This is a genomic window from Pseudomonas sp. BNK-7, assembly GCF_048072025.1.
Lineage (GTDB): Bacteria > Pseudomonadota > Gammaproteobacteria > Pseudomonadales > Pseudomonadaceae > Aquipseudomonas > Aquipseudomonas danubii.
This window is the reverse complement of the sequence record NZ_CP182252.1, coordinates 140,886-161,082: the sequence shown is the minus strand read 5'-3', so window position 1 is coordinate 161,082 and position 20,197 is coordinate 140,886. Positions and strand designations below refer to the sequence as shown.

General features: G+C 63.1%; 18 protein-coding genes and 1 pseudogene. 12 read left to right on the top strand and 7 right to left on the bottom strand.

Going from position 1 to position 20,197, the window contains the following annotated elements; all coding sequences use genetic code 11:
- Window positions 1-26: 26 nt before the first annotated feature.
- The 3 genes and pseudogenes from galE to ACMGF8_RS00760 all read right to left on the bottom strand — a co-directional run bounded on the left by galE (window position 27) and on the right by ACMGF8_RS00760 (window position 2,921).
- Window positions 27-1,040, bottom strand: coding sequence for a UDP-glucose 4-epimerase GalE (galE, locus tag ACMGF8_RS00770; RefSeq protein WP_102865385.1), 1,014 nt, complete (start codon window positions 1,038-1,040; stop codon window positions 27-29).
- Between the two features lie 170 nt (window positions 1,041-1,210).
- Window positions 1,211-1,700 (bottom strand): annotated as a pseudogene (locus ACMGF8_RS00765) (transposase); the annotation flags it as partial.
- A gap of 300 nt (window positions 1,701-2,000) precedes the next feature.
- Window positions 2,001-2,921 carry a histone deacetylase gene (locus ACMGF8_RS00760; protein ID WP_102865386.1) on the bottom strand — a complete coding sequence of 307 codons (921 nt, stop codon included), beginning with the start codon at window positions 2,919-2,921 and terminating at the stop codon, window positions 2,001-2,003.
- A gap of 75 nt (window positions 2,922-2,996) precedes the next feature.
- Here ACMGF8_RS00760 and ACMGF8_RS00755 point away from each other — a divergent pair, with 75 nt between their 5' ends.
- The 3 genes from ACMGF8_RS00755 (at window position 2,997) to ACMGF8_RS00745 (ending at window position 5,129) form a co-directional block, all read left to right on the top strand.
- Window positions 2,997-3,566, top strand: coding sequence for a GNAT family N-acetyltransferase (locus ACMGF8_RS00755; RefSeq protein ID WP_060841221.1), 570 nt, complete (start codon window positions 2,997-2,999; stop codon window positions 3,564-3,566).
- Between the two features lie 103 nt (window positions 3,567-3,669).
- Window positions 3,670-4,539 (top strand): acyl-CoA thioesterase II, encoded by an 870-nt coding sequence (gene tesB / locus ACMGF8_RS00750; RefSeq protein ID WP_102865388.1) that lies wholly within the window; start codon window positions 3,670-3,672, stop codon window positions 4,537-4,539.
- Complete coding sequence (locus ACMGF8_RS00745; protein WP_102865389.1) at window positions 4,536-5,129, top strand: HAD family hydrolase; 594 nt, start codon at window positions 4,536-4,538, stop codon at window positions 5,127-5,129. Before tesB ends, ACMGF8_RS00745 begins: the two co-directional genes overlap by 4 nt.
- An 86-nt stretch (window positions 5,130-5,215) precedes the next feature.
- On the opposite strand, the gene ACMGF8_RS00740 is transcribed toward ACMGF8_RS00745, so the two are convergent.
- Window positions 5,216-6,187 (bottom strand): hypothetical protein, encoded by a 972-nt coding sequence (locus ACMGF8_RS00740; protein WP_102865390.1) that lies wholly within the window; start codon window positions 6,185-6,187, stop codon window positions 5,216-5,218.
- On the bottom strand, window positions 6,188-7,081 hold the full coding sequence (locus tag ACMGF8_RS00735) for a neutral zinc metallopeptidase (RefSeq protein ID WP_110596228.1): 894 nt from the start codon (window positions 7,079-7,081) through the stop codon (window positions 6,188-6,190).
- A 139-nt stretch (window positions 7,082-7,220) separates the two neighbouring features.
- Here ACMGF8_RS00735 and pcaQ point away from each other — a divergent pair, with 139 nt between their 5' ends.
- From pcaQ to ACMGF8_RS00700, 7 genes are all read left to right on the top strand, one after another.
- Window positions 7,221-8,150, top strand: a complete 930-nt coding sequence (pcaQ, locus tag ACMGF8_RS00730) for a pca operon transcription factor PcaQ (protein ID WP_416758389.1) — start codon at window positions 7,221-7,223, stop codon at window positions 8,148-8,150.
- 103 nt (window positions 8,151-8,253) lie between these two features.
- Complete coding sequence (gene pcaH / locus ACMGF8_RS00725; protein ID WP_416758387.1) at window positions 8,254-8,973, top strand: protocatechuate 3,4-dioxygenase subunit beta; 720 nt, start codon at window positions 8,254-8,256, stop codon at window positions 8,971-8,973.
- A 10-nt stretch (window positions 8,974-8,983) separates the two neighbouring features.
- Window positions 8,984-9,589, top strand: a complete 606-nt coding sequence (pcaG, locus tag ACMGF8_RS00720; protein WP_102865394.1) for a protocatechuate 3,4-dioxygenase subunit alpha — start codon at window positions 8,984-8,986, stop codon at window positions 9,587-9,589.
- Window positions 9,590-9,805: 216 nt separating this feature from the next.
- A complete protein-coding gene (locus ACMGF8_RS00715) occupies window positions 9,806-10,585 on the top strand; it encodes an IclR family transcriptional regulator (RefSeq protein WP_207166600.1) in 780 nt (259 codons plus the stop codon).
- 422 nt (window positions 10,586-11,007) lie between these two features.
- On the top strand, window positions 11,008-12,060 hold the full coding sequence (locus tag ACMGF8_RS00710; RefSeq protein ID WP_416758384.1) for a Gfo/Idh/MocA family protein: 1,053 nt from the start codon (window positions 11,008-11,010) through the stop codon (window positions 12,058-12,060).
- A 7-nt stretch (window positions 12,061-12,067) separates the two neighbouring features.
- The gene (locus tag ACMGF8_RS00705; RefSeq protein WP_416758382.1) at window positions 12,068-12,883 is read left to right on the top strand and encodes a sugar phosphate isomerase/epimerase family protein; all 816 of its coding nucleotides are present in this window, start codon (window positions 12,068-12,070) and stop codon (window positions 12,881-12,883) included.
- Window positions 12,884-12,985: 102 nt separating this feature from the next.
- Window positions 12,986-13,864 carry a DMT family transporter gene (locus tag ACMGF8_RS00700; RefSeq protein WP_416758380.1) on the top strand — a complete coding sequence of 293 codons (879 nt, stop codon included), beginning with the start codon at window positions 12,986-12,988 and terminating at the stop codon, window positions 13,862-13,864.
- A gap of 6 nt (window positions 13,865-13,870) precedes the next feature.
- On the opposite strand, the gene ACMGF8_RS00695 is transcribed toward ACMGF8_RS00700, so the two are convergent.
- Both ACMGF8_RS00695 and ACMGF8_RS00690 read right to left on the bottom strand, forming a co-directional pair.
- On the bottom strand, window positions 13,871-15,493 hold the full coding sequence (locus ACMGF8_RS00695) for a methyl-accepting chemotaxis protein (RefSeq protein WP_207166596.1): 1,623 nt from the start codon (window positions 15,491-15,493) through the stop codon (window positions 13,871-13,873).
- 88 nt (window positions 15,494-15,581) lie between these two features.
- On the bottom strand, window positions 15,582-16,916 hold the full coding sequence (locus ACMGF8_RS00690) for an MFS transporter (RefSeq protein WP_207166595.1): 1,335 nt from the start codon (window positions 16,914-16,916) through the stop codon (window positions 15,582-15,584).
- A 527-nt stretch (window positions 16,917-17,443) separates the two neighbouring features.
- On the opposite strand from ACMGF8_RS00690, the gene quiC reads away from it, so the two are divergent.
- Both quiC and ACMGF8_RS00680 read left to right on the top strand, forming a co-directional pair.
- Entirely contained in the window at window positions 17,444-19,354 is a 1,911-nt protein-coding gene (gene quiC, locus ACMGF8_RS00685; RefSeq protein ID WP_115580992.1) for a 3-dehydroshikimate dehydratase QuiC, read from the top strand.
- A 104-nt stretch (window positions 19,355-19,458) separates the two neighbouring features.
- Window positions 19,459-20,136, top strand: a complete 678-nt coding sequence (locus ACMGF8_RS00680; protein ID WP_115580991.1) for a TetR family transcriptional regulator — start codon at window positions 19,459-19,461, stop codon at window positions 20,134-20,136.
- Window positions 20,137-20,197 lie beyond the last annotated feature (61 nt).

The following is a 20,197-nucleotide window of genomic DNA, read 5'->3' as shown; positions in this document are numbered from 1 at the left end:
CTGGCCAGTGCAGTCTTCATCTAAAACTACCGGTACCCATCTGGGTTATTCGACTGCCAACGCCACGTATCCTCCATCATCTCCTTCAACCCGAGCTCCGCCTTCCAGCCCAGATCCTGAAGTGCCTTGGACGGGTCTGACCAGCATTGCGCAATGTCGCCTTGGCGACGTGGGGAGAACGTGTGGGGAATGCTGCAGCCAGAGGCGTCCTCAAAGGCCTGGATCATCTCCAGTACTGAGTAACCCACCCCAGTCCCGAGGTTCCAGGCATTTATACCGGTGTGCTGGGAAATGTAGTTCACGGCTGCTACGTGCCCTTTGGCAAGATCAACGACATGAATGTAGTCCCGAACACCGGTGCCATCGGGGGTCGGATAGTCGTTGCCATAGATGGAAAGCCTTTCGAGTTTTCCCACTGCGACACGGCTTATGTAGGGCAGTAGATTTTCCGGCAGGCCGTTGGGGTCCTCGCCCAGAAGTCCACTCTGATGTGCGCCCACCGGATTGAAGTAGCGCAGCAGGGCAACTGACCAGCGTGGATCGGCAGTTGCCATATCCTGCAGCATCTTTTCGACCATTAACTTGGAGGTGCCATAGGGGTTGGTAGGTGTTCCCAGCGGGCAGCTCTCGACAATCGGTATCTGCACCGGGTCGCCGTACACTGTGGCGGAGGAACTGAACACCAGGCGGTAGACGCCTGCGGTGGCCATGGCCTGGCACAAGGTGATGCTGCCACTCACGTTGTTCTGATAGTAGGACAAGGGCTGCTTTACGCTCTCACCGACGGCTTTCAGGCCAGCGAAGTGCAGTACCACATCAATCTCGTGCTGGGTAAAAATACGGTCAAGGATGGCGCGGTCGCAAACATCACCTTGAACAAATACAGGGGTGCTACCGGTAATTTGTTGCACGCGCTGTAGCGAGAGCATGGAACTATTGCACAGGTTATCCAGAACCACCGCCTCGTGGCCTGCTTGAAGCAATTCCAGCAATGTGTGTGAACCGATATACCCTGCACCGCCAGTTATTAAGAACCGCATAGTTATGAGCCTGTTTCAAGTGAGTGCTGACAGTCCGGCCGCAGTATTATCTGGATCTGATGGTGGATTTTGAAAAATGATACAGCACTGCCAATAGGTTTTTAACGCTTTCATTCTGACAACATAATAAAATTTGCTCGCGTCAAGCCCGATGTCCAGTGCGCTTGTCAGATCGCGAGATCTTGCTTTTGATCACTCGCAAACGTGGTCCCCTCATACAAATACACGGTGATGTCCCGGAAAAAGCGCTCGACCATGTTCATCCAAGAGCTGAACGTCGGGGGGAATGCACTTGGAAGTGTTTATGTTTTTCCAGCGACGCTTTCATATTGGGATGTTTGTGGGTGGTGTAGTTGTCGGTAATCAAATGCAGTTGTAGATGCTTGGGTATTTCTCGATTGATCTTCTTGAGAAACTTCCAGCCACTGTTGATGCCGATGTTGATATTCAATATTCCTAATCAAATGCCCCTGAAGTGAGTCCAGGCCGTGAACAGCGTGGCGGAGCCATGACGCACATAATCGTGCGACTGCATGATGCTTCGGCAACTCCATCGAGCTTTACCGATGCGAGGTTGAGTGACTGGCTCAAGGACGCGACGCACAGCTTCGCGGGGCAGAAAAGGTTTACGGCCCCACCTGGCTTATCGAGCAAACCGTTATCTGGCAACGAGTGTGGGCGTCGAAAAACGCCAGGGAGGTGTGTCGCTACCCTGATCAAAAAACAGACACCGCTCTACAAGCCTTGCAGAGCAAGGGATCTAGCGCCTTTCACTCAGGTTATCCACAGGCAGCTCCACAGGTATTGGGGGTAAGCGATCCACAACAACATGACCGTCTGGTGACATTGATCAAAAAACAGGCGATAGCCTTGAAGCCCCGTAGAGCAAGGGCTGTAGAGGCTTTCTCCCAGGTTATCCACAAGCCGCTCCACAGTGGATGTGGGTAAGGCCGCAAGGGCTCAGTAGCAGCCTGACGACTCCCAGACGCGTTGTGCGCTGTGGTGGAGGATGCCGTGGCGTCGGGCCAGGGCCTGGCGGTCCTTGCTGTAGCCACCGCCGATCACGCCGACCACCGGGATGTCGCGGCCCAGGCAGTGGCTCATGACCCGCTCGTCACGCTCGGCCAGGCCGGCATCGGTGAGCTTGAGGTAGCCCAGGGCATCGTCCTGGTGCACGTCGACCCCGGCGTCGTAGAGCACTAGATCCGGCTGATACAGGGGCAGCAGGTAGTTGAGAGCGTCGTCCACCACCTTGAGGTAGTCGGCGTCGCCCATGCCCATGGGCAGCGGGATATCCCAGTCGCTCTGGGCCTTGCGTGCGGGGAAGTTCTTTTCACAGTGCAACGAGACGGTCACCGCGTCGGGGGTATGTTGCAGGATCCGAGCGGTGCCATCGCCCTGATGCACGTCACAGTCGAAGATCAAAACCCGCCCCACCCGCCCGCTTTGCAGCAGGTAATGGCTGATCACGGCCAGGTCGTTGAAGATGCAGAACCCCGCCGGGTAGTCGTAGTGGGCGTGGTGGGTGCCGCCGGCCAGGTGGCAGGCCAGGCCATGTTGCAGCGCCTTTTCGGCCGTCAGCAGGGAGCCGCCGACAGCGCGCACCGTGCGCCGGGCCAGGGCTTCGCTCCAGGGCAGGCCGAGACGCCGCTGGTCTTCCCGGGACAACTCGCCGCTCATGTAGCGTTCGATATAGCCAGGGTCGTGGGCCAGGGCGAGGATTTCGGCCGGGCACAGCTCGGGGCGCAGCAGATCGGCATCGTGGGTCAGGCCACTGTCCACCAGGTGGTCGCGCAGCAGGCGGAACTTGTCCATGGGAAAGCGGTGCTCCGCCGGGAACTCGGGGCTGTAGTCGTCGTGATAGATCAGTGGCAATGACATGGCATTTTCTTAGAGGAACCCGTGAAGGATCCTACCAGCGATGTAGACTTGCACCCACGGAAACGGAGGGGCCTGATGGAGCCAATACTGCAACTCGAAAGCGCGCGTCTGCTGCTGCGCCAGTGGCGTGACGATGATTTACCGGCATTTGCCGCGATGTGTGCCGATCCGCAGGTCATGCGCTACTTTCCCGCGCCCTTGAGTCGTCTGGAAAGTGCCGCGCTGATCGGGCGCATACGCGGGCATTTCGCCGAACATGGCTTTGGCCTCTGGGCGCTTGAACGTAAGGATAACGGTGCCTTTATCGGCTTTACCGGGCTGCTGGAGGTGGGCTTCGAAGCGACCTTTACCCCTGCGGTGGAGATCGGCTGGCGCCTGGCCCGGGAACACTGGGGCCTGGGGTATGCCAGCGAAGCGGCCTGGACCGCCTTGCGTTGCGCGTTCGATCGACTGGCCCTGGACGAAGTCGTGGCCTTCACCACCCGCAATAACCTGCCGTCGCAGAAAGTCATGCAGGCCATTGGCATGCATCACGCGGCCCAGGAGGATTTCGAACACCCTAAACTCGCCGCCGATCATCCGTTGCGCGAGCATGTGCTGTACCGCATTACCCGCGAACAATGGCTGGAAACCTTGCATGGATAGCAGGCGCGCACGTTTAGAATGTGCCGACGAGATACCTGGCCCCAATTGATATCACCGCCGCAGCCGAGATTGCGCGGTGTTGCCCTGTGTGAGGAGAGTCTGAATGAGTCATGTGCTGGATGATCTGGTCGATCTGTTGACCCTGGAAGCCATTGAAGAAAACCTGTTTCGCGGTCGCAGCCAGGACCTGGGTTTTCGCCAGCTGTTTGGCGGCCAGGTGCTCGGCCAGTCGTTGTCCGCGGCCAGTCAGACGGTAGAGGAGGCACGCCACGTGCATTCCATGCACGGCTACTTCCTGCGTCCCGGCGACGCCGCCTTGCCAGTGGTCTACCAGGTGGATCGGGTGCGCGACGGTGGCAGCTTCAGCACCCGGCGGGTGACGGCGATTCAGAAGGGCAACCCGATCTTCACCTGCAGTGCTTCCTTCCAGTACGACGAAGAAGGCTTCGAGCACCAGAACAGCATGCCCCAGGTGGTCGGGCCGGAGAACCTGCCGTCGGAACTGGAAATCACCACCCAGCGTGCGCACCTGATTCCCGAGCACATGCGCGAGAAGCTGCTGTGCCCCAAGCCCATCGAAGTGCGCCCGGTGACCGAGAAGGACCCCTACAACCCGCAGCCGATGGACCCGGTGAAGTACGTCTGGTTCCGCGCCGACGGCGCCCTGGCGGACATCCCGGCCCTGCACAAGTACCTGCTGGCCTACGCGTCGGACTTCGGCTTGCTGACCACCTCGATGCTGCCTCATGGCAAGTCGGTGTGGCAGAAGGACATGCAGGTCGCCAGCCTCGATCACGCCCTGTGGTTCCACGCCGACCTGCGGGCCGACGACTGGCTGCTGTACGCCATGGACAGCCCCTGGGCCGGTAACTCCCGGGGCTTCTCCCGGGGCAGCGTGTTCAACCGTGCCGGTCAACTGGTAGCCTCGGTGACTCAGGAAGGGTTGATCCGTCATCGCAAGGATTGGGCATGAGTCTTTCAGACATAGAACATTGGGTGTTCGACATGGACGGCACCCTGACCATCGCCGTGCATGATTTCGCGGCGATCCGCCAGGCGCTGTCGATTCCTCCGGAGGACGACATCCTCACTCACCTGGCGGCCTTGCCGGCAGAGGAGTCTGCGGCCAAGCACGCCTGGCTGCTGGAGCACGAGCGCGACCTGGCCCTGGGTTCGCGCCCGGCGCCGGGTGCGGTGGAACTGGTGCGGGAACTGGCCGGACGCGGTTATCGCCTGGGCATACTCACCCGCAATGCCCGGGAGCTGGCCCACGTGACCCTGGAAGCCATCGGCCTGGCGGACTGCTTTGCCGAAGCTGATGTGCTGGGGCGCGATGAGGCCCCGCCCAAACCCCATCCCGGTGGTTTGCTCAAGCTGGCCGAGGCTTGGGATGTGGCACCGCAGCGCATGGTCATGGTCGGTGACTACCGCTTCGACCTGGACTGCGGGCGTGCCGCGGGAACGCGCACGGTGCTGGTGAACCTGCCGGACAACCCCTGGCCGGAGCTGACCGACTGGCATGCCCGGGATTGCGCGCAGTTGCGCGAACTGCTGTCGGCCTGAGGGCCTGTTCGCTGATAAGTCGGTTCTTACCCGTCCTGTAGGAACCGCCTTGCCGGCGAAAGCGTCATTTCAGACAGCGCCTTTCTCTACTTGAACAGCGCCGCCTGCCCTGCGGGGGAGGTGAACATCTTGTCGCCGTCATGCCCGACCCCGGGCACTTCCACCAGCCGTTGTGGCAAGCCTTGCGGGTGACGCCGCATCAGGTAGTCGAAGTAGTTGTGCCCGCGAATCAGCCGGTAGGCGCCCTGGGTCTCGGCCGCGCAGCTCTTGTCCAGGGCCGGGTGGTTGGGGTCGATGTCCTGCTGGCCCAGCAGGTAGGTGATGTGGCGTGTCACGTAGCCTTGTTCGAGCTGCGCCGGGGATGGGGCGCTGGCATAGGCCGGGAGCCGATTCAGGCCATATTTCCAGTCGTTGAACCCCGGGCAACTGGCCGGCTCGAAAGCCACCGGGCGCGTTGCATCGAAGTAGGCGTAGGACGACGGATTGGCGATCACGTAGCGCAGTTCGATTCCGGACTGCTTCAGCTCGGCATGTTGCCCTGTGGTCAGGGCATAGCGCTGCACCACCTGGGCGCCGCCGGAGTGGCCGGCAATCACCACTTCCTTGAGTGCAGGAAAGAACTGGCGGTCCTGCAGACGCTGGAGGACGGCATCCAGTACCGCGTAGGAGCTGATGGCCACGGGGCCGGCAGCAGGTTCGCCGGCCATCCAGTCATTACCTTTCCAGCGCAGTAGCGCGTCCGGTAGCTGATGGCGGGCGATGTCACTCTGGTTGAGAAACTGGGGGGCGATCACCAGGGTTGCGGCGCTTTGCCCTGCTTGTCGTGAAGCACTTTCGCCGCTCTTGAGGTAAGTCTGGGCGTTGCGCAGCCGACCGTGAACCATGATCAGCGCGCGCTGCACCCCAGGCAGTGGCTGGCGCCAGTCCTGGCTCAGGCCCAGGGCCAGTTGCCCGCCCTCCAGGGGCAGGCGTTCGGGGCTGACGACCTTGACTGTGTGTTCCGCGGCCTGGGCGCCCAGGCAGCCCAGGCACAGTAATGCCGCCAGCAGTCGGCCCATCTACAGGCTCTTGGCGGCGAAGGTGTCGCACTGGCCAACCTGGCCCTGGCTGAAGCCGGTCTTGAACCAGCGCACCCGTTGCGCCGAGGTGCCGTGGGTGAAGGAGTCCGGTACGACCCGGCCCTGGCCCTGTTGCTGCAGTCGGTCGTCACCGATGGCATTGGCAGCGTTCAGGGCTTCTTCCACATCCCCGGGCTCCAGCCAGTTCAGGCGCTTCTGCCCATGGTAGGCCCAGACCCCAGCCAGACAGTCGGCCTGCAATTCCTGGCGCACCAGTAGACCGCCGTCACCTTCCATTTGCCGGCCTTGCTGGCGTGCGGCCTGCATTTTCGCTGAGACCCCCAGCAGGGTCTGTACGTGGTGCCCGACTTCATGGGCAATCACGTAGGCCTGGGCGAAGTCGCCGGCAGCGGAAAAGCGCTGGGCCATCTCGCGGAAGAAGTCCATGTCCAGGTACACCTGCTGATCGGCAGGGCAATAGAAGGGGCCGCTGGCAGAGGTGGCGGAGCCGCAGGCGGAGTTGACCCGGCCACGGAACAGAATCAGCTTGGGCGCCTGATACTGGCGGCCGGCCTGCTGGAAGATCTGGCCCCAGGTGTCTTCGGTGTCGCCGAGGATGGCGCGGACGAACTCCGCCTGCTCGTCATTGGCCGGTGGGCTCTTGCGCGCCTGGGTGGTGGCCGGGGCCGAAGTCTGGCCGCTCTGGCCCACCAGTTGACCGAGGATCTGCAGCGGGTCCTGGCCGGTGGCCCAGCCGATACCGACGATCAGGATGATCGCCGTCAGGCTCAGCCCCTTGCCACCGCCAAAACGCAGGCCGCCACCACCGCCGCCACCACTGTCATTTCGCGCATCCACGACGTTGTCGCTGCGCCGGCCTTTTTTCCAAAGCATGGGGGAGTCCTCGTTTTTTCTGCTGGTCAGTGTTGCTGCTGGCATGCAGCGGCGCCAGTCCGGTCGTCAGGGATTTTTGCGCACGCTACCATGGCCCGATCGCGGATCTCTCCGCTCCTGGCGCATTCGGGGCTTCCTATTGAACATCGATACCCGCATCAAATTCCGTCACTTGGTGTGTTTTCTTGAAATGGCCCGCCAAGGCAGCCTGGCGCGGGCCGCCGACGTGCTGTCGGTGAGCCAGCCGGCAATGTCGAAAACCCTCAAGGAACTGGAGGAGCTGCTGGACACTCGGCTGTTTGCCAGGAGCAAGGCCGGGCTCAGCCTGACCGAAGCCGGGCGAGCCTTCCTGCGCTATGCAGGGCCTTCGGTGCAGGCCCTGCGCGAAGGCGTCAGCAGTTTGCGCGGCGGCGAATACGCCGCCGGGCTGGTGCGCATCGGTGTGTTGTCCACGGTGGAAAGCCTGCTGCTGCCGGAGGTGATGCGGCGCCTGCACCAGCGGCATTCGGCGTTGACCGTGAGTGTGCTGACCGGCCCCAGCGCTCATCTGCTTTCGCAACTGCGAGTCGGTGACCTGGATCTGGTGGTTGGCCGCATGACCGAGAGTCCGGAGATCCACGGCCTGAACTTCGAGCACCTGTACAGCGAATCCATGACCCTGGTGGCCCGCCCCGAGCATCCCCTGGCGGCCGGGCCCCTGGATCGCGATGCGCTCAGCGCCTATCCGCTGGTACTGCCCCTGGCTGGCACCAGCATTCGCAAGCACGCCGACAGCCTGTTCATTCAGTGCGGTATCGCCCAGTCGCAACAACGCCTGGAAACCCTGTCGGTGGCCCTGAGCCGGCGCTACACCCTGTCCAGCGATGCGCTGTGGATAGCGCCACTGGATGCGGTGCGCCTGGATCTGGCCAATGGCGAGTTGCAGGAGCTGGATCTGGGCCTGCGCGAGCCTGGCGGTTCGGTGGGTATCTCCAGCAATGCCAGCCTGCCGCTGTCCCTGGCGGCGCAATGGGCGGTGGACGTGCTCAGGGAAGTGGGGCGGGCCTATCACGAGGGCAGTTATCCATAACCTTTTGGTTATGGATGGCGGGCGGCTTTTCAATTTTCCCCACTCCTGGTTTGTTTGAAACTGCGCCGGCTGCGCTCCATAAATCAAACAACAGGAGATCGACATGTCTGATGCAGACAACAGTCGCTTCGTGATTCGCGACCGTAATTGGCACCCCAAGGCCCTGACCCCCGACTACAAGACCTCCGTCGCCCGCTCGCCGCGCCAGGCACTGGTGAGCATTCCGCAATCGGCCAGTGAAACCAGCGGCCCGGACTTCTCCCACTTGCGCACCGGGCGTTTTGATAACGACTTGCTGCTCAACTTCAACCACGGCGGCTTGCCGATCGGGGAGCGGATCATCGTTTCCGGGCGAGTCTGCGATCAATACGGCAAGCCGGTCCCCCACACCCTGGTGGAGATGTGGCAGGCCAACGCCGGTGGCCGCTACCGGCACAAGAACGACCGCTACCTGGCGCCCCTTGATCCGAACTTCGGCGGCGTCGGCCGAGCCCTCACCGACCGTGACGGCTACTACAGCTTCCGCACCATCAAGCCCGGGCCTTACCCATGGCGCAACGGTCCCAACGACTGGCGCCCGGCGCATATCCACTTCTCCATCAGCGGCCCGTCGATTGCCACGCGGCTGATCACCCAGCTGTATTTCGAAGGCGACCCGTTGATCCCGCTGTGCCCGATCGTCAAGTCCATCGCCAACCCGGACGCGGTGCAGAGTCTGATCGCGCGCCTGGACATGGGCAACGCCAACCCCATGGATTGCCTGGCCTACCGCTTCGACATCGTGCTGCGCGGCCAGCGCAAGACCCACTTCGAAAACTGCTGAGGAGCCTGCCATGCCTGTTCAATTGCTGCCTGAAACCCCCTCGCAAACGGCCGGCCCCTATGTGCACATCGGCCTGGCCCTGGCGGCGGCGGGAAATCCGACCCGTCCCGAGGAGATCTGGAACCAGATGGCCAAGCCCGATGCGCCGGGCGAGCGGATTCTGCTGATCGGCCATGTGTACGACGGCAACGGCCACCTGGTGCGCGACTCCTTCCTGGAGTTCTGGCAGGCCGATTCTGCCGGGGTCTACGACCCGGTGTTCGACACGGAAAAGCCCTTCAACTGCTTTGGCCGCACCGCCACCACCTTCGATGCCGGGGAATGGACCCTCCATACCGTCAAGCCCGGGGTGGTGAACAACGCCGCCGGCGTGCCGATGGCGCCGCACATCAACCTGTCGCTGTTTGCCCGGGGCATCAACATCCACCTGCATACCCGGCTGTACTTTGCCGACGAGCCGGAGGCTAACGCCCAGTGCCCGGTGTTGAACCTGATCGAGCAGCCGCAACGTCGGGAAACCCTGCTGGCCCACCCCTGTGAAGTGAACGGCCAGCGCGCCTACCGCTTCGATATCCGCATTCAGGGTGAGGGCGAGACGGTGTTCTTCGATTTTTGACCCAGCGTCCCGCCACCGATGGCAAGCTTCGGTCCTGACTGGTTTATGGAAGGCTGTTCCAAAAAATAGCCGGGCTCGGCTAATCTGCGCACAAGACGTTGTGCCGGGCCCCAAGGTCCGGCCTCGTCGCTTCTGGGCGGTCATCGAACCCTGCCGCGCAGTTCCCCAACCGGCCCGTTGTCACTAGAATCGGCCAAATTTTGTCGGGACCCGACCATGGCTGGCAGTCAAATCGAACGCGTCTTCAGCGTTCTCGAACGTCTTACCGGTGATCCCCGCGGCCTGCCGTTGCAGACCCTGGCGGAACAACTGGAGATCCCCAAAAGTGCAACCCATCGCCTGCTGGCGGAGTTGATTCGCCTGGGCTACGTGCGCCAGAACCCGGACAACCTGCGTTACCAGCTGTCCACCCGGCTGGTGGCCATGGGCTTTCGCTACCTTGCGGTCAGCGGTGCCGACATTGTCCAGCCGGTGCTCGATCGTCTGGCCCAGGAGTCCGGCGAGCTGGTACGCCTGGGGGTGATCGAAGGCGAGCGCCAGACCTGGATCGCCAAGTCCCAGGGCGCCCGTTCCGGCCTGCGCTACGATCCGGACATGGGCCGCGAGGCGCCGCTGTTCTACACCGCTTCCGGGCATGCCTGGCTGGCCACGCTGAGTGACGCCGAGGCGTTGTCGCTGGTGGAACGCCAGGGTGTGGAGCCCCCGGCGGACCTGGGGCCCAATGCACCGCGCTCGAACATCGAGTTGCTGGAGCGCCTGCGTCTGGCCCGCGAGCAGGGCTATGCCTGGGTCGAAGAAAGCTCGGCGGTCGGCACCTCGGCGATTGCCGCGGTGGTGCGCCATCCCATCGATGGCCGGGTGGTGGGCGTGCTCAGCATCGCCGGTCCCAGCGCGCGCCTACCGTTGGCGCGCCTGCATGAACTGGCGCCGTTGCTGCTGCGATTTGCCGAAGAGCTGTCGGCCGCCAGCCAGGCTTCCGAACTGTTCAACCTGTAGCCGCTGCCGAGCCTGCGAGGCTGCGCAAAGGCCCGCAGGGCCTTGCCTGGCGATCTACCGTCGAGCAGGTGGTGGCCTTGAGACCGCCGCGTCTGTTGCACAGCCGTTCGCAGCCTGCGGCAGCGGCTACAAAGGCTTCGGTATGGCCTTGTCCTCTGTAGCCGCTGCCGAGCCTGCGAGGCTGCGCAAAGGCCCGCAGGGCCTTGCCTGGCGACTTACCGTCGGGCGGGTGGTGGCCTTGATATCGCCGCGTCTGTTGCACAGCCGTTCGCAGCCTGCGGCAGCGGCTACACGGGCCTCGGCTCGGCACAAAGCCGTTCGATAATCGGACGGTATTTTTTATCCCTCTTGTATGAAAATGGAACTGAGTTCTAAATATTTGGAATTCATTGTCCCTATAACAATCACAAGAGGATCTTCCATTGAACCCGCCACTGCGCATTGCCCTGATCGGCGTCGGCAACATGGGGCAGCAGCACTACCAGCACCTCAATACCCTGGCAGAGGCCCGGCTGTGCGCCGTGGCCGATCCCGGGCCCCAGGCGCAAGCCATTGCCGGGCAATGGCAGGTGCCGCATTTCAGCGATCACCGGACCTTGCTCAAGGACGTGCGCCCGGATGCGGTGATTGTCGCCAATCCCAACAACCTCCACGTCAGCACGGCCCTGGATTGCCTGGCTGCAGGCGTGCCGGTGCTGCTGGAAAAACCCGTGGGTGTGCACCTGGATGAAGTGCGCGAGCTGGTGGCGGCATCGCGCAACACGGGCGTGCCGGTGCTGGTGGGCCACCATCGACGACACAACCCGTTGATCGCCCGTGCCCATGCTCTGGTGCACAGCGGCGCCCTGGGTCGCCTGACCAACGTCACCGCGCTCTGGCAGTTGCGCAAACCCGAGAGCTACTTCGATATTCCCTGGCGCCGCGAGGCCGGGGCCGGCATGTTGCTGACCAACCTGATCCACGACCTGGACCTGTTGCGCCACCTGTGTGGCGAAGTGCGACAAGTGCAGGCCATCACCAGCAACAGCGTGCGCGGCTACGCCAACGAAGATTGCGCCGCGGTGCTGTTGCAGTTCGACAACGGCGCCCTGGGCAGCCTGACCGGTTCCGATGCCGCGGCCGCGCCCTGGAGCTGGGAGCTGGATGCCGGGGAGAACCCGGTGTACCCGCGCCAGGCCGATCAGCCTTGCTACCTGCTGGCCGGCACCGAGGGCGCGCTGAGCATTCCCCAGCTCAAGCGCTGGCATTACGCCGAAGCCGGGGAGGGTTGGCATCAACCCTTGCTGATGCAGCAGGAAGCCTTTGACCCGGGCGAGGCTCTGCGCTTGCAATTGCTGCACTTCGTCCAAGTCGCCCGCGGCGAAGTCGCGCCCCTGGTCAGTGCCGCCGATGCCGCGCGCACCCTGGCGCTGGTTGAAGCGATTCGCCAGGCCGCGGCCACGGGTCGCGCCTGCACCCCCACCCCGATTGAGTGAACGACTGATGAGTGAACGGATTTTTTCCCTGGCCAGCCTGACCGTGCTGGAGCTGTCGCCGCCAGAGATGGTGGAAGTGGCGGCCCGGGCCGGCTACAGCCATGTCGGCCTGCGCCTGGAACCGGCGACCCCGGAGGAGCATCACTTCCCGCTGGTGGCGGATGCCGGCTTGCGTCGCCAGACCCTGGCGCGCCTGCGCGATGGCGGCGTGCGGGTGCTGGATGTGGAGATCCTGCGGCTCAAGCCGCAGACCCGGGTGGGGGACTTCGAAGCGCTGCTGGCGGTGGGCGCCGAGTTCGCCGCCAGCGAGTTGCTGGTGGCGGGCAATGACCCGGACGAGGCGCGCATGACCGACAACTTCGCCGCCCTGTGCGATCTGGCGCGGCAGTACGGGTTGCACCCGCACCTGGAGTTCATGCCCTGGACCGACGCGCGCAACCTGGAGCAGGCCGTGCGGGTGGTGGAAAACGCCGGTCGTGACAATGGCTGCGTGCTGGTGGACGCCTTCCATTTCGACCGTTCGGGTTCGCGTCTGGCGGACCTGGCCAAGGTCACTCCGGCGCGCCTGCGTTACGCGCAGTTGTGCGACGTTGCCGGGCCGCGTCCGGACGACATGCAGGAGATCCTGCGCCAGGCCCGTAACGAACGGCGTTTTCCGGGGCAGGGCGATTGTGATCTGGCGGGGTTGCTCAAGTGTCTGCCGCCGGAGTTGCCCCTGAGTCTGGAAATTCCCACGGTGCAATTGCTCGAACAGGGCGTGAGTGCCTTGCAGCGGGCACAGATGGCGCTGGATGCAACTCGCGCGCTGCTGGCCAGGACCTGAGTGGGCGGGAGGGCTTTCGCCGGCAAGCCGGCTCCTACAAATACCCGCTAGGAGCCAGCTTGCCGGCGAAGCTGTGTCTTCAATCACCTTCAAGGAATGCCCATGACCCGCAGCACGCCCCTTTCCGGGATCAATCAGCCTTTCAAGGGCATCCTGCTGATCGTCCTGGCGACCTTTCTGTTCGCCAGCCACGATGCCCTGTCCAAATACCTCTCGGGGTTCTTCCCGGTGATCATGGTGGTCTGGGCCCGTTACCTGATCCATACCTTGCTGATGGCCGGGATCTTCCTGCCGCAATCGGGCCTGCGGGTGCTGCGCAGCAAGCGACCGCTGCTGCAAGTGCTGCGGGCCTTGTGCCTGCTGAGCACCAGTTTGCTGTTCACCTCGGCACTGCTGTTCATTCCCCTGGCCGAGGCCACGGCGGTCAACTTTCTCGCGCCAGTGCTGGTCACCGCGTTGTCGGTGACCTTGCTCGGCGAACAGGTGACCCGCGGCCAGTGGCTGGCGGTGATCTGCGGTTTTGTCGGGGTGCTGATCATCGTCCACCCGGGCGGTGAACTCTTCACGCCGGCGGTGTTGCTGCCGTTCTGCTCGGCGCTGTTCTTCTGCTTCTATCAGTTGCTGACGCGCAAGCTGGCCGAGCATGACAGCCCCACCACCAGCAACTTCTTCGCCGGGCTGTGCAACACCCTGGTGATGAGTGCGCTGGTACCGTTCTTCTGGCAGACCCCGGGCTTTGTCCATGGCGTGCTGATGCTGGCGCTGGGGGCCTGTGGCATGTGCGCCCACCTGTTCCTGACCCAGGCCTTCCGTCACGCGGCGCCGGCGCTGCTGGCGCCGTTCGGCTATTGCCAGATTGTCTTTGCCGGGCTACTGGGCTGGCTGCTGTTCAACCACACGCCGGATGCGATTACCCAAGTGGGCATCGCCGTGATCTGCCTCAGCGGGCTGGCGGCGGCCTGGCAGCAACGCCGCCGCTGAGACGACTCAGAAGCGGAAGCGCACCACCAGGTTCTGCAGGCCGGCCGCCAGGTGCGACAGCTCCTGGCTGGTGGCGTTGGTGCGCGTGGCGGCGTCGGCGCTTTCCAGGGACAGGTCGCGGATGTTCAGCAGGTTGCGGTCCACTTCACGGGCCACCTGGGCCTGTTCTTCCGAGGCACTGGCGATCACCAGGTTGCGCTCGTGGATCTGCTCCATGGCCCGGGTGATTTGCCCCAGGGCCAGCCCGGCCTGTTCGGCGATGGACAGGGTCTGGGCCACCCGCTGACTGTTGCCGTGCATGGACTGCACCACGCTGTCGGTGTCGCCCTGGACCCGGCCGATCATCTGTTCGATTTCCTGGGTCGACTGCTGGGTGCGATGGGCCAGGGCCCGCACTTCGTCTGCCACTACGGCAAAACCACGCCCGGCTTCACCAGCCCGCGCGGCCTCGATGGCGGCGTTCAGGGCCAGCAGGTTGGTCTGTTCGGCAATGGCGCGGATCACGTCCAGCACCTTGCCGATTTCCCGTGACTGCTCGGCCAGGGTCTGCACTTGCTGCAGGGCGGTGCCGACATCGCTGCTCATGGCCTGGATCGAGTCCAGGGTCTGGATCACCCGGGCCTGCCCCTGGGTCGCCTGGGTGGTGGACTGGCGGGTGGTGTCGGAGGTGGACACCGCGTTGCGTGCCACTTCCTCGACGGCCGCGGTCATCTCGTTGACCGCGGTGGCGGCTTGCTCGATTTCGTTGTGTTGCTGCTGCAGCCGGCTGGAGTCCTGGTGGGTGCTCTGGCTCATCTGTTGCGCGGCGGCGGCCAGTTGGGTCGAGGTGCTGCTGATCAGTTGCAGGGTTTCACGCAGGCTCGCCTGCATGCTGGCCAGGGCCTTGAGCAGGCGCGCGGTTTCATCGCTGCCCTCGCTGTGGATCGGGCGGCTGAGATCGCCAGCGGCCACTTGCTCGGCCACGCCCACGGCCTGGCGGATGGGCACGACGATGCTGCGAATCAGCAGCCAGGCCAGGCACAGGGTCAGCAGGGCGACGGCGATCAGGGCGCCGATCACCGTGACTTTGACCTGGGTGTACAGCGCGTCTGCATGCTGGGCCGACTGGCTGACTTCCTCGGCGGTCAGGTTCATCAGTTCGGCGAACTGGTCGCCGGTCTGGGTCGAGTAATCCTGGATCCTGCCGTTGAGCAGGGCCGTCATCTCGCTGCTGCGATTGTCCTGGGACAGGGCTTCGTACTGGGCCAGGGCCTGTTGGTAGCTCTTGACCGTGGCGAGGAATGTCTCGTACTGCACCCGGTTGTGATCGCCCACCAGCGGCGCGAACCTGGCCAGGGCCTGGTCGAGCCAGGCTTGCACCTGATGCAGGCGGGCAATGGTGCTTTCCAGCACTTTGGGTTCACGGTTGAGGGCCATGCGCAGGCTCAGCACGCGGATGCTCAATACGTAGTCGCGCACTTCTCCCAGGTAGCGGGTGCTGGGCAGGGAAATGTTTTCGGTGTGCTGGCCGGTGGCGCGGACTTCGGCCACTTGCTTGAGGGCGAACAGCCCCTGCAGCAGGACCAGCAGGGCAATCACGCCGAAGCTGATCACGGCGCGTTTGGCGATGCTCAGGTTACCCAGCGTCATGGGACGATCTCCGAGTGTGGAAAAACAAAAGGGGGGAGGGTGGCGATAAAAAAACGCAGGCCCTGGGCGGGCCTGCGTGAAAGGAGCATCAGTCTTCTACTTGAGGAATCTTGCGCGGGGCCATGAAGTACATCCAGGTCAGGGCGATGAAGTACATGGCCGGGATCAGGGTGAACAGCAGGGTGTAGTTGTTGTTGGTGACGGTGAGGATGTGGCCGACGATCTGGGTCATGAACATGCCGCCGATGGCCGCGCACATGCCGCCAAAGCCGAACACGGTGCTCATCATGTGCTTGGGCGTGTAGTCCATCACCAGGCTCCAGATGTTGGCGGTCCAGGCCTGGTGGGCACCGATCCCCAGGGAGATGGCGAACACGGCCAGCCACAGGTTGGCGGTGCCGGCGGCCATGATCACGCCGATGATGCAGCAGGCGAACAGGAACATCGACAGCAGCCGCGCCTTGATCGGGTTCATGCCGCGTCCGATCAGGAACGAGGAGAGGATGCCGCCACCGACGCTGCCGAAGTCGGCGGTCAGGTAGATGATGATCAGCGGGATGCCCATCTGGGTGACGTTGATCCCCAGGTTGTACTGCTGGTTGAGGAACGGCGGCAGCCAGTACAGGTAGAACCAGAACACCGGCGCGGTCAGCGAGTAGGCCAGGGCGAAGGCCCAGGTGCCGCGCATGCGCAGGATGCGGCTGAAGGGCACGCGGGTCGGCTCGGGTTCCACCTGTTGCTGGATATAGGCCAGTTCCGAGGCTTTGACGCTGGGGTGATCTTCCGGGTTGAAGTACTTCAGGCCCCAGAACAGCAGCCAGACGCCGCCCAGTGCCGCCATGCACAGGAACGCCGCTTGCCAGCCCCAGGCGTGGAGGATCAACGGCAGCAGCATGGGGGTGAACATAGCGCCGACGTTGGTCCCGGCGTTGAAGATGCCGGTGGCTACCGCGCGTTCGCCGGCCGGGAACCACAGGCGCGTGGTCTTCACGCAGGCCGGGTAGTTGGCGGCTTCAGTGAGCCCGAGAATGAAGCGGCAGACCATGAAGCCCGCCGCCGAAGTGGCCAGGCCATGGGCGCCGGTGGCCAGGCTCCAGAGCAGCACGGCGAAGAAGAACACCCGTTTCACGCCGACTCGGTCGATCAGGCGCCCTTGCAGCACGAAGCCCACGGCGTAACCGACCTGGAACCAGAAGTTGATATTGGCGTAGTCCATCGCCGTCCAGTTCATTTCCTTGGCCAGGATCGGCTGCATCACGCCCAGTGCGGCGCGATCGATGTAGTTCAGGGTGGTGGCGAAGAACACCAGGGCGAGCATGCCCCAGCGGGTCTTGCCGACGGCCATGGCGCCGCGGATCTTGTCGCCGATGCCGCCGGCAACACTGAGGCTCGGGGCGATGCGAGAGCTTTGGGAAGGAATCATATAGGCCATCCGTTCAGTGACTGACGAGCCAGGGCTCGTCGGAACTCAAGGGCGCGTGATCAATCGTCAGCGAGGGCATGAGCGCCAGGGACTGGGTGATTGATCGGCTGGTTTGGTTCGTCGAGCCGTTGATTGCGGGCCGGCGAACGCCATCGGTACGACGATCCGCTCAGGGCAGTAGCGGGTCGTGATCCAGGGTGCCGATTGAGGCCGTTCCAGGCGCGAGCCAAAGGGATGAGCAGCAGGGCGGGGCGTTGAGTGCAAGCATGAGGATGTACCCGATTTTTAAAATTTTTATGGTGTGTTCTGGGTCTGGGTGATTGAAGCCACGATTTCTTGGGGCGGCTCAATGTGCTGTCGATGGTGCGCAGTGGCTGAAAAATCGTCAATTCGCCAAGCGGCTTTTTGTTCGATAATCGAACACAAAACTAACTGGTTCGTACACTTTAAATCATGCTGTGGAATAATCCGCAACATCGAATAAAAGGCTCGGGTGCCACCGGCCGTCATCCCCCGGGAGTTCAATCATGCAGCGTTCCATTGCCACCGTTTCCTTGAGCGGCACCCTGCCGGAAAAACTCGAAGCCATCGCCGCCGCCGGCTTCGATGGGGTGGAGATTTTCGAGAACGACCTTCTCTATTACGACGGTAGCCCTCGGGAGATCAGGCAGATGTGCGCCGACCTGGGGATCGCCATCACCCTGTTCCAGCCATTCCGGGATTTCGAGGGCTGCCGCCGCGATCGCCTGTCGCGCAACCTGGAACGTGCCGAACGCAAGTTCGACTTGATGCAGGAGCTGGGCACCGACCTGGTGCTGGTGTGCAGCAACGCCCAGGCCGACAGCCTCGGGGACCGGCAGATTCTCATCGATGATTTGCACCTGTTGGCCGAACGGGCCGCGCTGCGCGGCTTGCGCATCGGCTACGAAGCCCTGGCCTGGGGCCGTCACGTGAATACCTATCAACAGGTCTGGGACATCGTGCGCAGCGCCGATCACCCCAACCTCGGGGTGTTGCTGGACAGCTTCCATACCCTGTCGCTCAAGGGCGACCCGGCGGCGATTGCCGAGATTCCCGGGGACAAGATCTTCTTCGTGCAGATGGCCGATGCACCGATCCTGGCCATGGATGTACTGGAGTGGAGCCGGCATTTCCGCTGTTTTCCAGGACAGGGCGAGTTCGATCTGCCGGGCTTTCTGGCGCCGATCATCAAGAGCGGCTACACCGGGCCGCTGTCCCTGGAAATCTTCAACGACGGCTTTCGCGCCGCGCCGCCGCGGGCCAATGCCGCCGACGGCTTGCGCTCCTTGCTGTACCTGGAGGAGAAGACCCGCGAGCGCCTGCTGCAGGAGGCGCAGCCGGTGGCCAACCTGGACACGCTGTTCGCCCCGCCAGCGGTTGAAGCCTATGGCGGCACCGAGTTTCTCGAGTTCGCGGTGGACGATGCCCTGGGTGCCAAGCTGGGGAGCTGGCTGGAACGCCTGGGTTTTGCCAAGGCCGGACAGCATCGCTCCAAGAACGTGAGCCTGATGCGCCAGGGCGATATCAACCTGATCCTCAACTCCGAGCCCTATTCCTTCGCCCACAGCTTCTTCGAGGCCCATGGCCCTTCGGTGTGTGCCACGGCCATCCGGGTCAAGGACAGCGCCAAGGCTCTGGAGCGGGCGGTGGCCTACAAGGGCCAGCCTTATCGCGGGCTTGTAGGCCCCAACGAGCTGGAACTGGCGGCGGTGCGCGAGCCCGATGGCAGCCTGATCTATCTGGTGGACCCGCAGCAGGGCGGCCAGCACCTGTACGACACCGACTTCAACATGCATGACGGTGTGCAGGCCAAGGGCGGCCTCAAGCGTATCGACCACATGGCCATGGCCCTGCCGGCGGACAGCCTCGACAGTTGGGCGCTGTTCTACAAGAGCCTGCTGGATTTCGAGGCCGATGATGAAGTGGTGCTGCCCGATCCTTATGGCCTGGTGAAAAGCCGCGCCCTGCGCAGCCGTTGCAGCTCGATCCGCTTGCCGCTGAACATCTCGGAGAACCGCAACACCGCGATCTCCCATGCACTGTCCAGTTATCGTGGTAGCGGGGTGCATCACATTGCCTTCGACTGCGACGACCTTTTTGCCGAGGTCAGCCGGGCCAAGCAGGCCGGAGTGCCGCTGCTGGATATTCCGCTCAATTACTACGACGACCTGGCGGCGCGTTTTGATTTCGACGACGAGTTTCTCAGCGAACTGGCCTACTACAACGTCCTGTATGACCGCGATGCCCAGGGCGGCGAGCTGTTTCACGTCTACACCGAACCGTTCGAGGGGCGGTTCTTCTTCGAGATCATCCAGCGCAAGAACGGCTACGCCGGCTATGGTGCGGCCAACGTTGCGGTGCGCCTGGCGGCCATGGCCAAGTCTCGCAGTGGCGCGGTGCGCCAGGCCAAGTTGTAGCGTATTGGTAATCGGAGGCGGTAATCCACCGCCTCTGTGCTTTCTTTCGCGACTGGACGCGGCCCATAATCGCCCGCGTGTTCAGTGATGGCCGTGAGCCCAGAATGACAATGACCAGTGAACGCTCGATTGCGTCCGATGAGCCTGCTCTCGAACCGCGCAAGAGTCGCAAGAACAACCCGGAAAAAACCCGCGAGAACATCCTTCAAGAAGCCATTGTCGAGTTCGTCCAGCAGGGACTTTCCGGTGCGCGGGTGGATGCGATCGCCGAGCGCATCCATACCTCCAAGCGCATGATCTATTACTACTTCGGCAGCAAGGAGCAGCTGTACGTCGAAGTCCTGGAAAAACTCTACGGCGATATCCGCAGCACCGAGAGCCGCCTGCATCTGGCCGAGCTGGCGCCGCGGGAGGCGATTCGCCGGCTGGTGGAGTTCACCTTCGACCACCACGACCGCAATGTCGATTTCGTGCGTATCGTCAGCATCGAGAACATCCACAAGGGCGAGTACGTCAAGCAGTCCGGCGTGATCAAGGCGATGAACAACACCATCCTCCATGCCCTGGGCGAGATCCTTGAGCGCGGTGCGCAGGAAGGCGTGTTCCGCAGCGGCCTGGACCCGCTGGACGTGCATTTGCTGATCAGCTCGTTCTGTTTCTATCGGGTGTCGAACCGTCATACCTTTGGCGAGATCTTCCAGATCGACCTGCCGGACGAAGCCATCAAGCAGCGGCACCGGGAAATGATCTGCGAATCGGTGCTGCGCTACCTGCAGGCCTGACCCGGAGCTTTAGGGCCGGGTTGGCTGGTCAGGCGCTGGCTTGCTGGCGAAAGCGTCCGTA

What these genes read in the sequence shown, in the direction of transcription:
- galE (WP_102865385.1), bottom strand. Translation starts at nt 1,040, where the DNA reads ATGCGGTTCTTAATAACTGGCGGTGCAGGGTATATCGGTTCACACACA.
- ACMGF8_RS00760 (WP_102865386.1), bottom strand. Translation starts at nt 2,921, where the DNA reads ATGTCATTGCCACTGATCTATCACGACGACTACAGCCCCGAGTTCCCG.
- ACMGF8_RS00755 (WP_060841221.1), top strand. Translation starts at nt 2,997, where the DNA reads ATGGAGCCAATACTGCAACTCGAAAGCGCGCGTCTGCTGCTGCGCCAG.
- tesB (WP_102865388.1), top strand. Translation starts at nt 3,670, where the DNA reads ATGAGTCATGTGCTGGATGATCTGGTCGATCTGTTGACCCTGGAAGCC.
- ACMGF8_RS00745 (WP_102865389.1), top strand. Translation starts at nt 4,536, where the DNA reads ATGAGTCTTTCAGACATAGAACATTGGGTGTTCGACATGGACGGCACC.
- ACMGF8_RS00740 (WP_102865390.1), bottom strand. Translation starts at nt 6,187, where the DNA reads ATGGGCCGACTGCTGGCGGCATTACTGTGCCTGGGCTGCCTGGGCGCC.
- ACMGF8_RS00735 (WP_110596228.1), bottom strand. Translation starts at nt 7,081, where the DNA reads ATGCTTTGGAAAAAAGGCCGGCGCAGCGACAACGTCGTGGATGCGCGA.
- pcaH (WP_416758387.1), top strand. Translation starts at nt 8,254, where the DNA reads ATGTCTGATGCAGACAACAGTCGCTTCGTGATTCGCGACCGTAATTGG.
- pcaG (WP_102865394.1), top strand. Translation starts at nt 8,984, where the DNA reads ATGCCTGTTCAATTGCTGCCTGAAACCCCCTCGCAAACGGCCGGCCCC.
- ACMGF8_RS00715 (WP_207166600.1), top strand. Translation starts at nt 9,806, where the DNA reads ATGGCTGGCAGTCAAATCGAACGCGTCTTCAGCGTTCTCGAACGTCTT.
- ACMGF8_RS00705 (WP_416758382.1), top strand. Translation starts at nt 12,068, where the DNA reads ATGAGTGAACGGATTTTTTCCCTGGCCAGCCTGACCGTGCTGGAGCTG.
- ACMGF8_RS00700 (WP_416758380.1), top strand. Translation starts at nt 12,986, where the DNA reads ATGACCCGCAGCACGCCCCTTTCCGGGATCAATCAGCCTTTCAAGGGC.
- ACMGF8_RS00695 (WP_207166596.1), bottom strand. Translation starts at nt 15,493, where the DNA reads ATGACGCTGGGTAACCTGAGCATCGCCAAACGCGCCGTGATCAGCTTC.
- ACMGF8_RS00690 (WP_207166595.1), bottom strand. Translation starts at nt 16,916, where the DNA reads ATGATTCCTTCCCAAAGCTCTCGCATCGCCCCGAGCCTCAGTGTTGCC.
- quiC (WP_115580992.1), top strand. Translation starts at nt 17,444, where the DNA reads ATGCAGCGTTCCATTGCCACCGTTTCCTTGAGCGGCACCCTGCCGGAA.
- ACMGF8_RS00680 (WP_115580991.1), top strand. Translation starts at nt 19,459, where the DNA reads ATGACAATGACCAGTGAACGCTCGATTGCGTCCGATGAGCCTGCTCTC.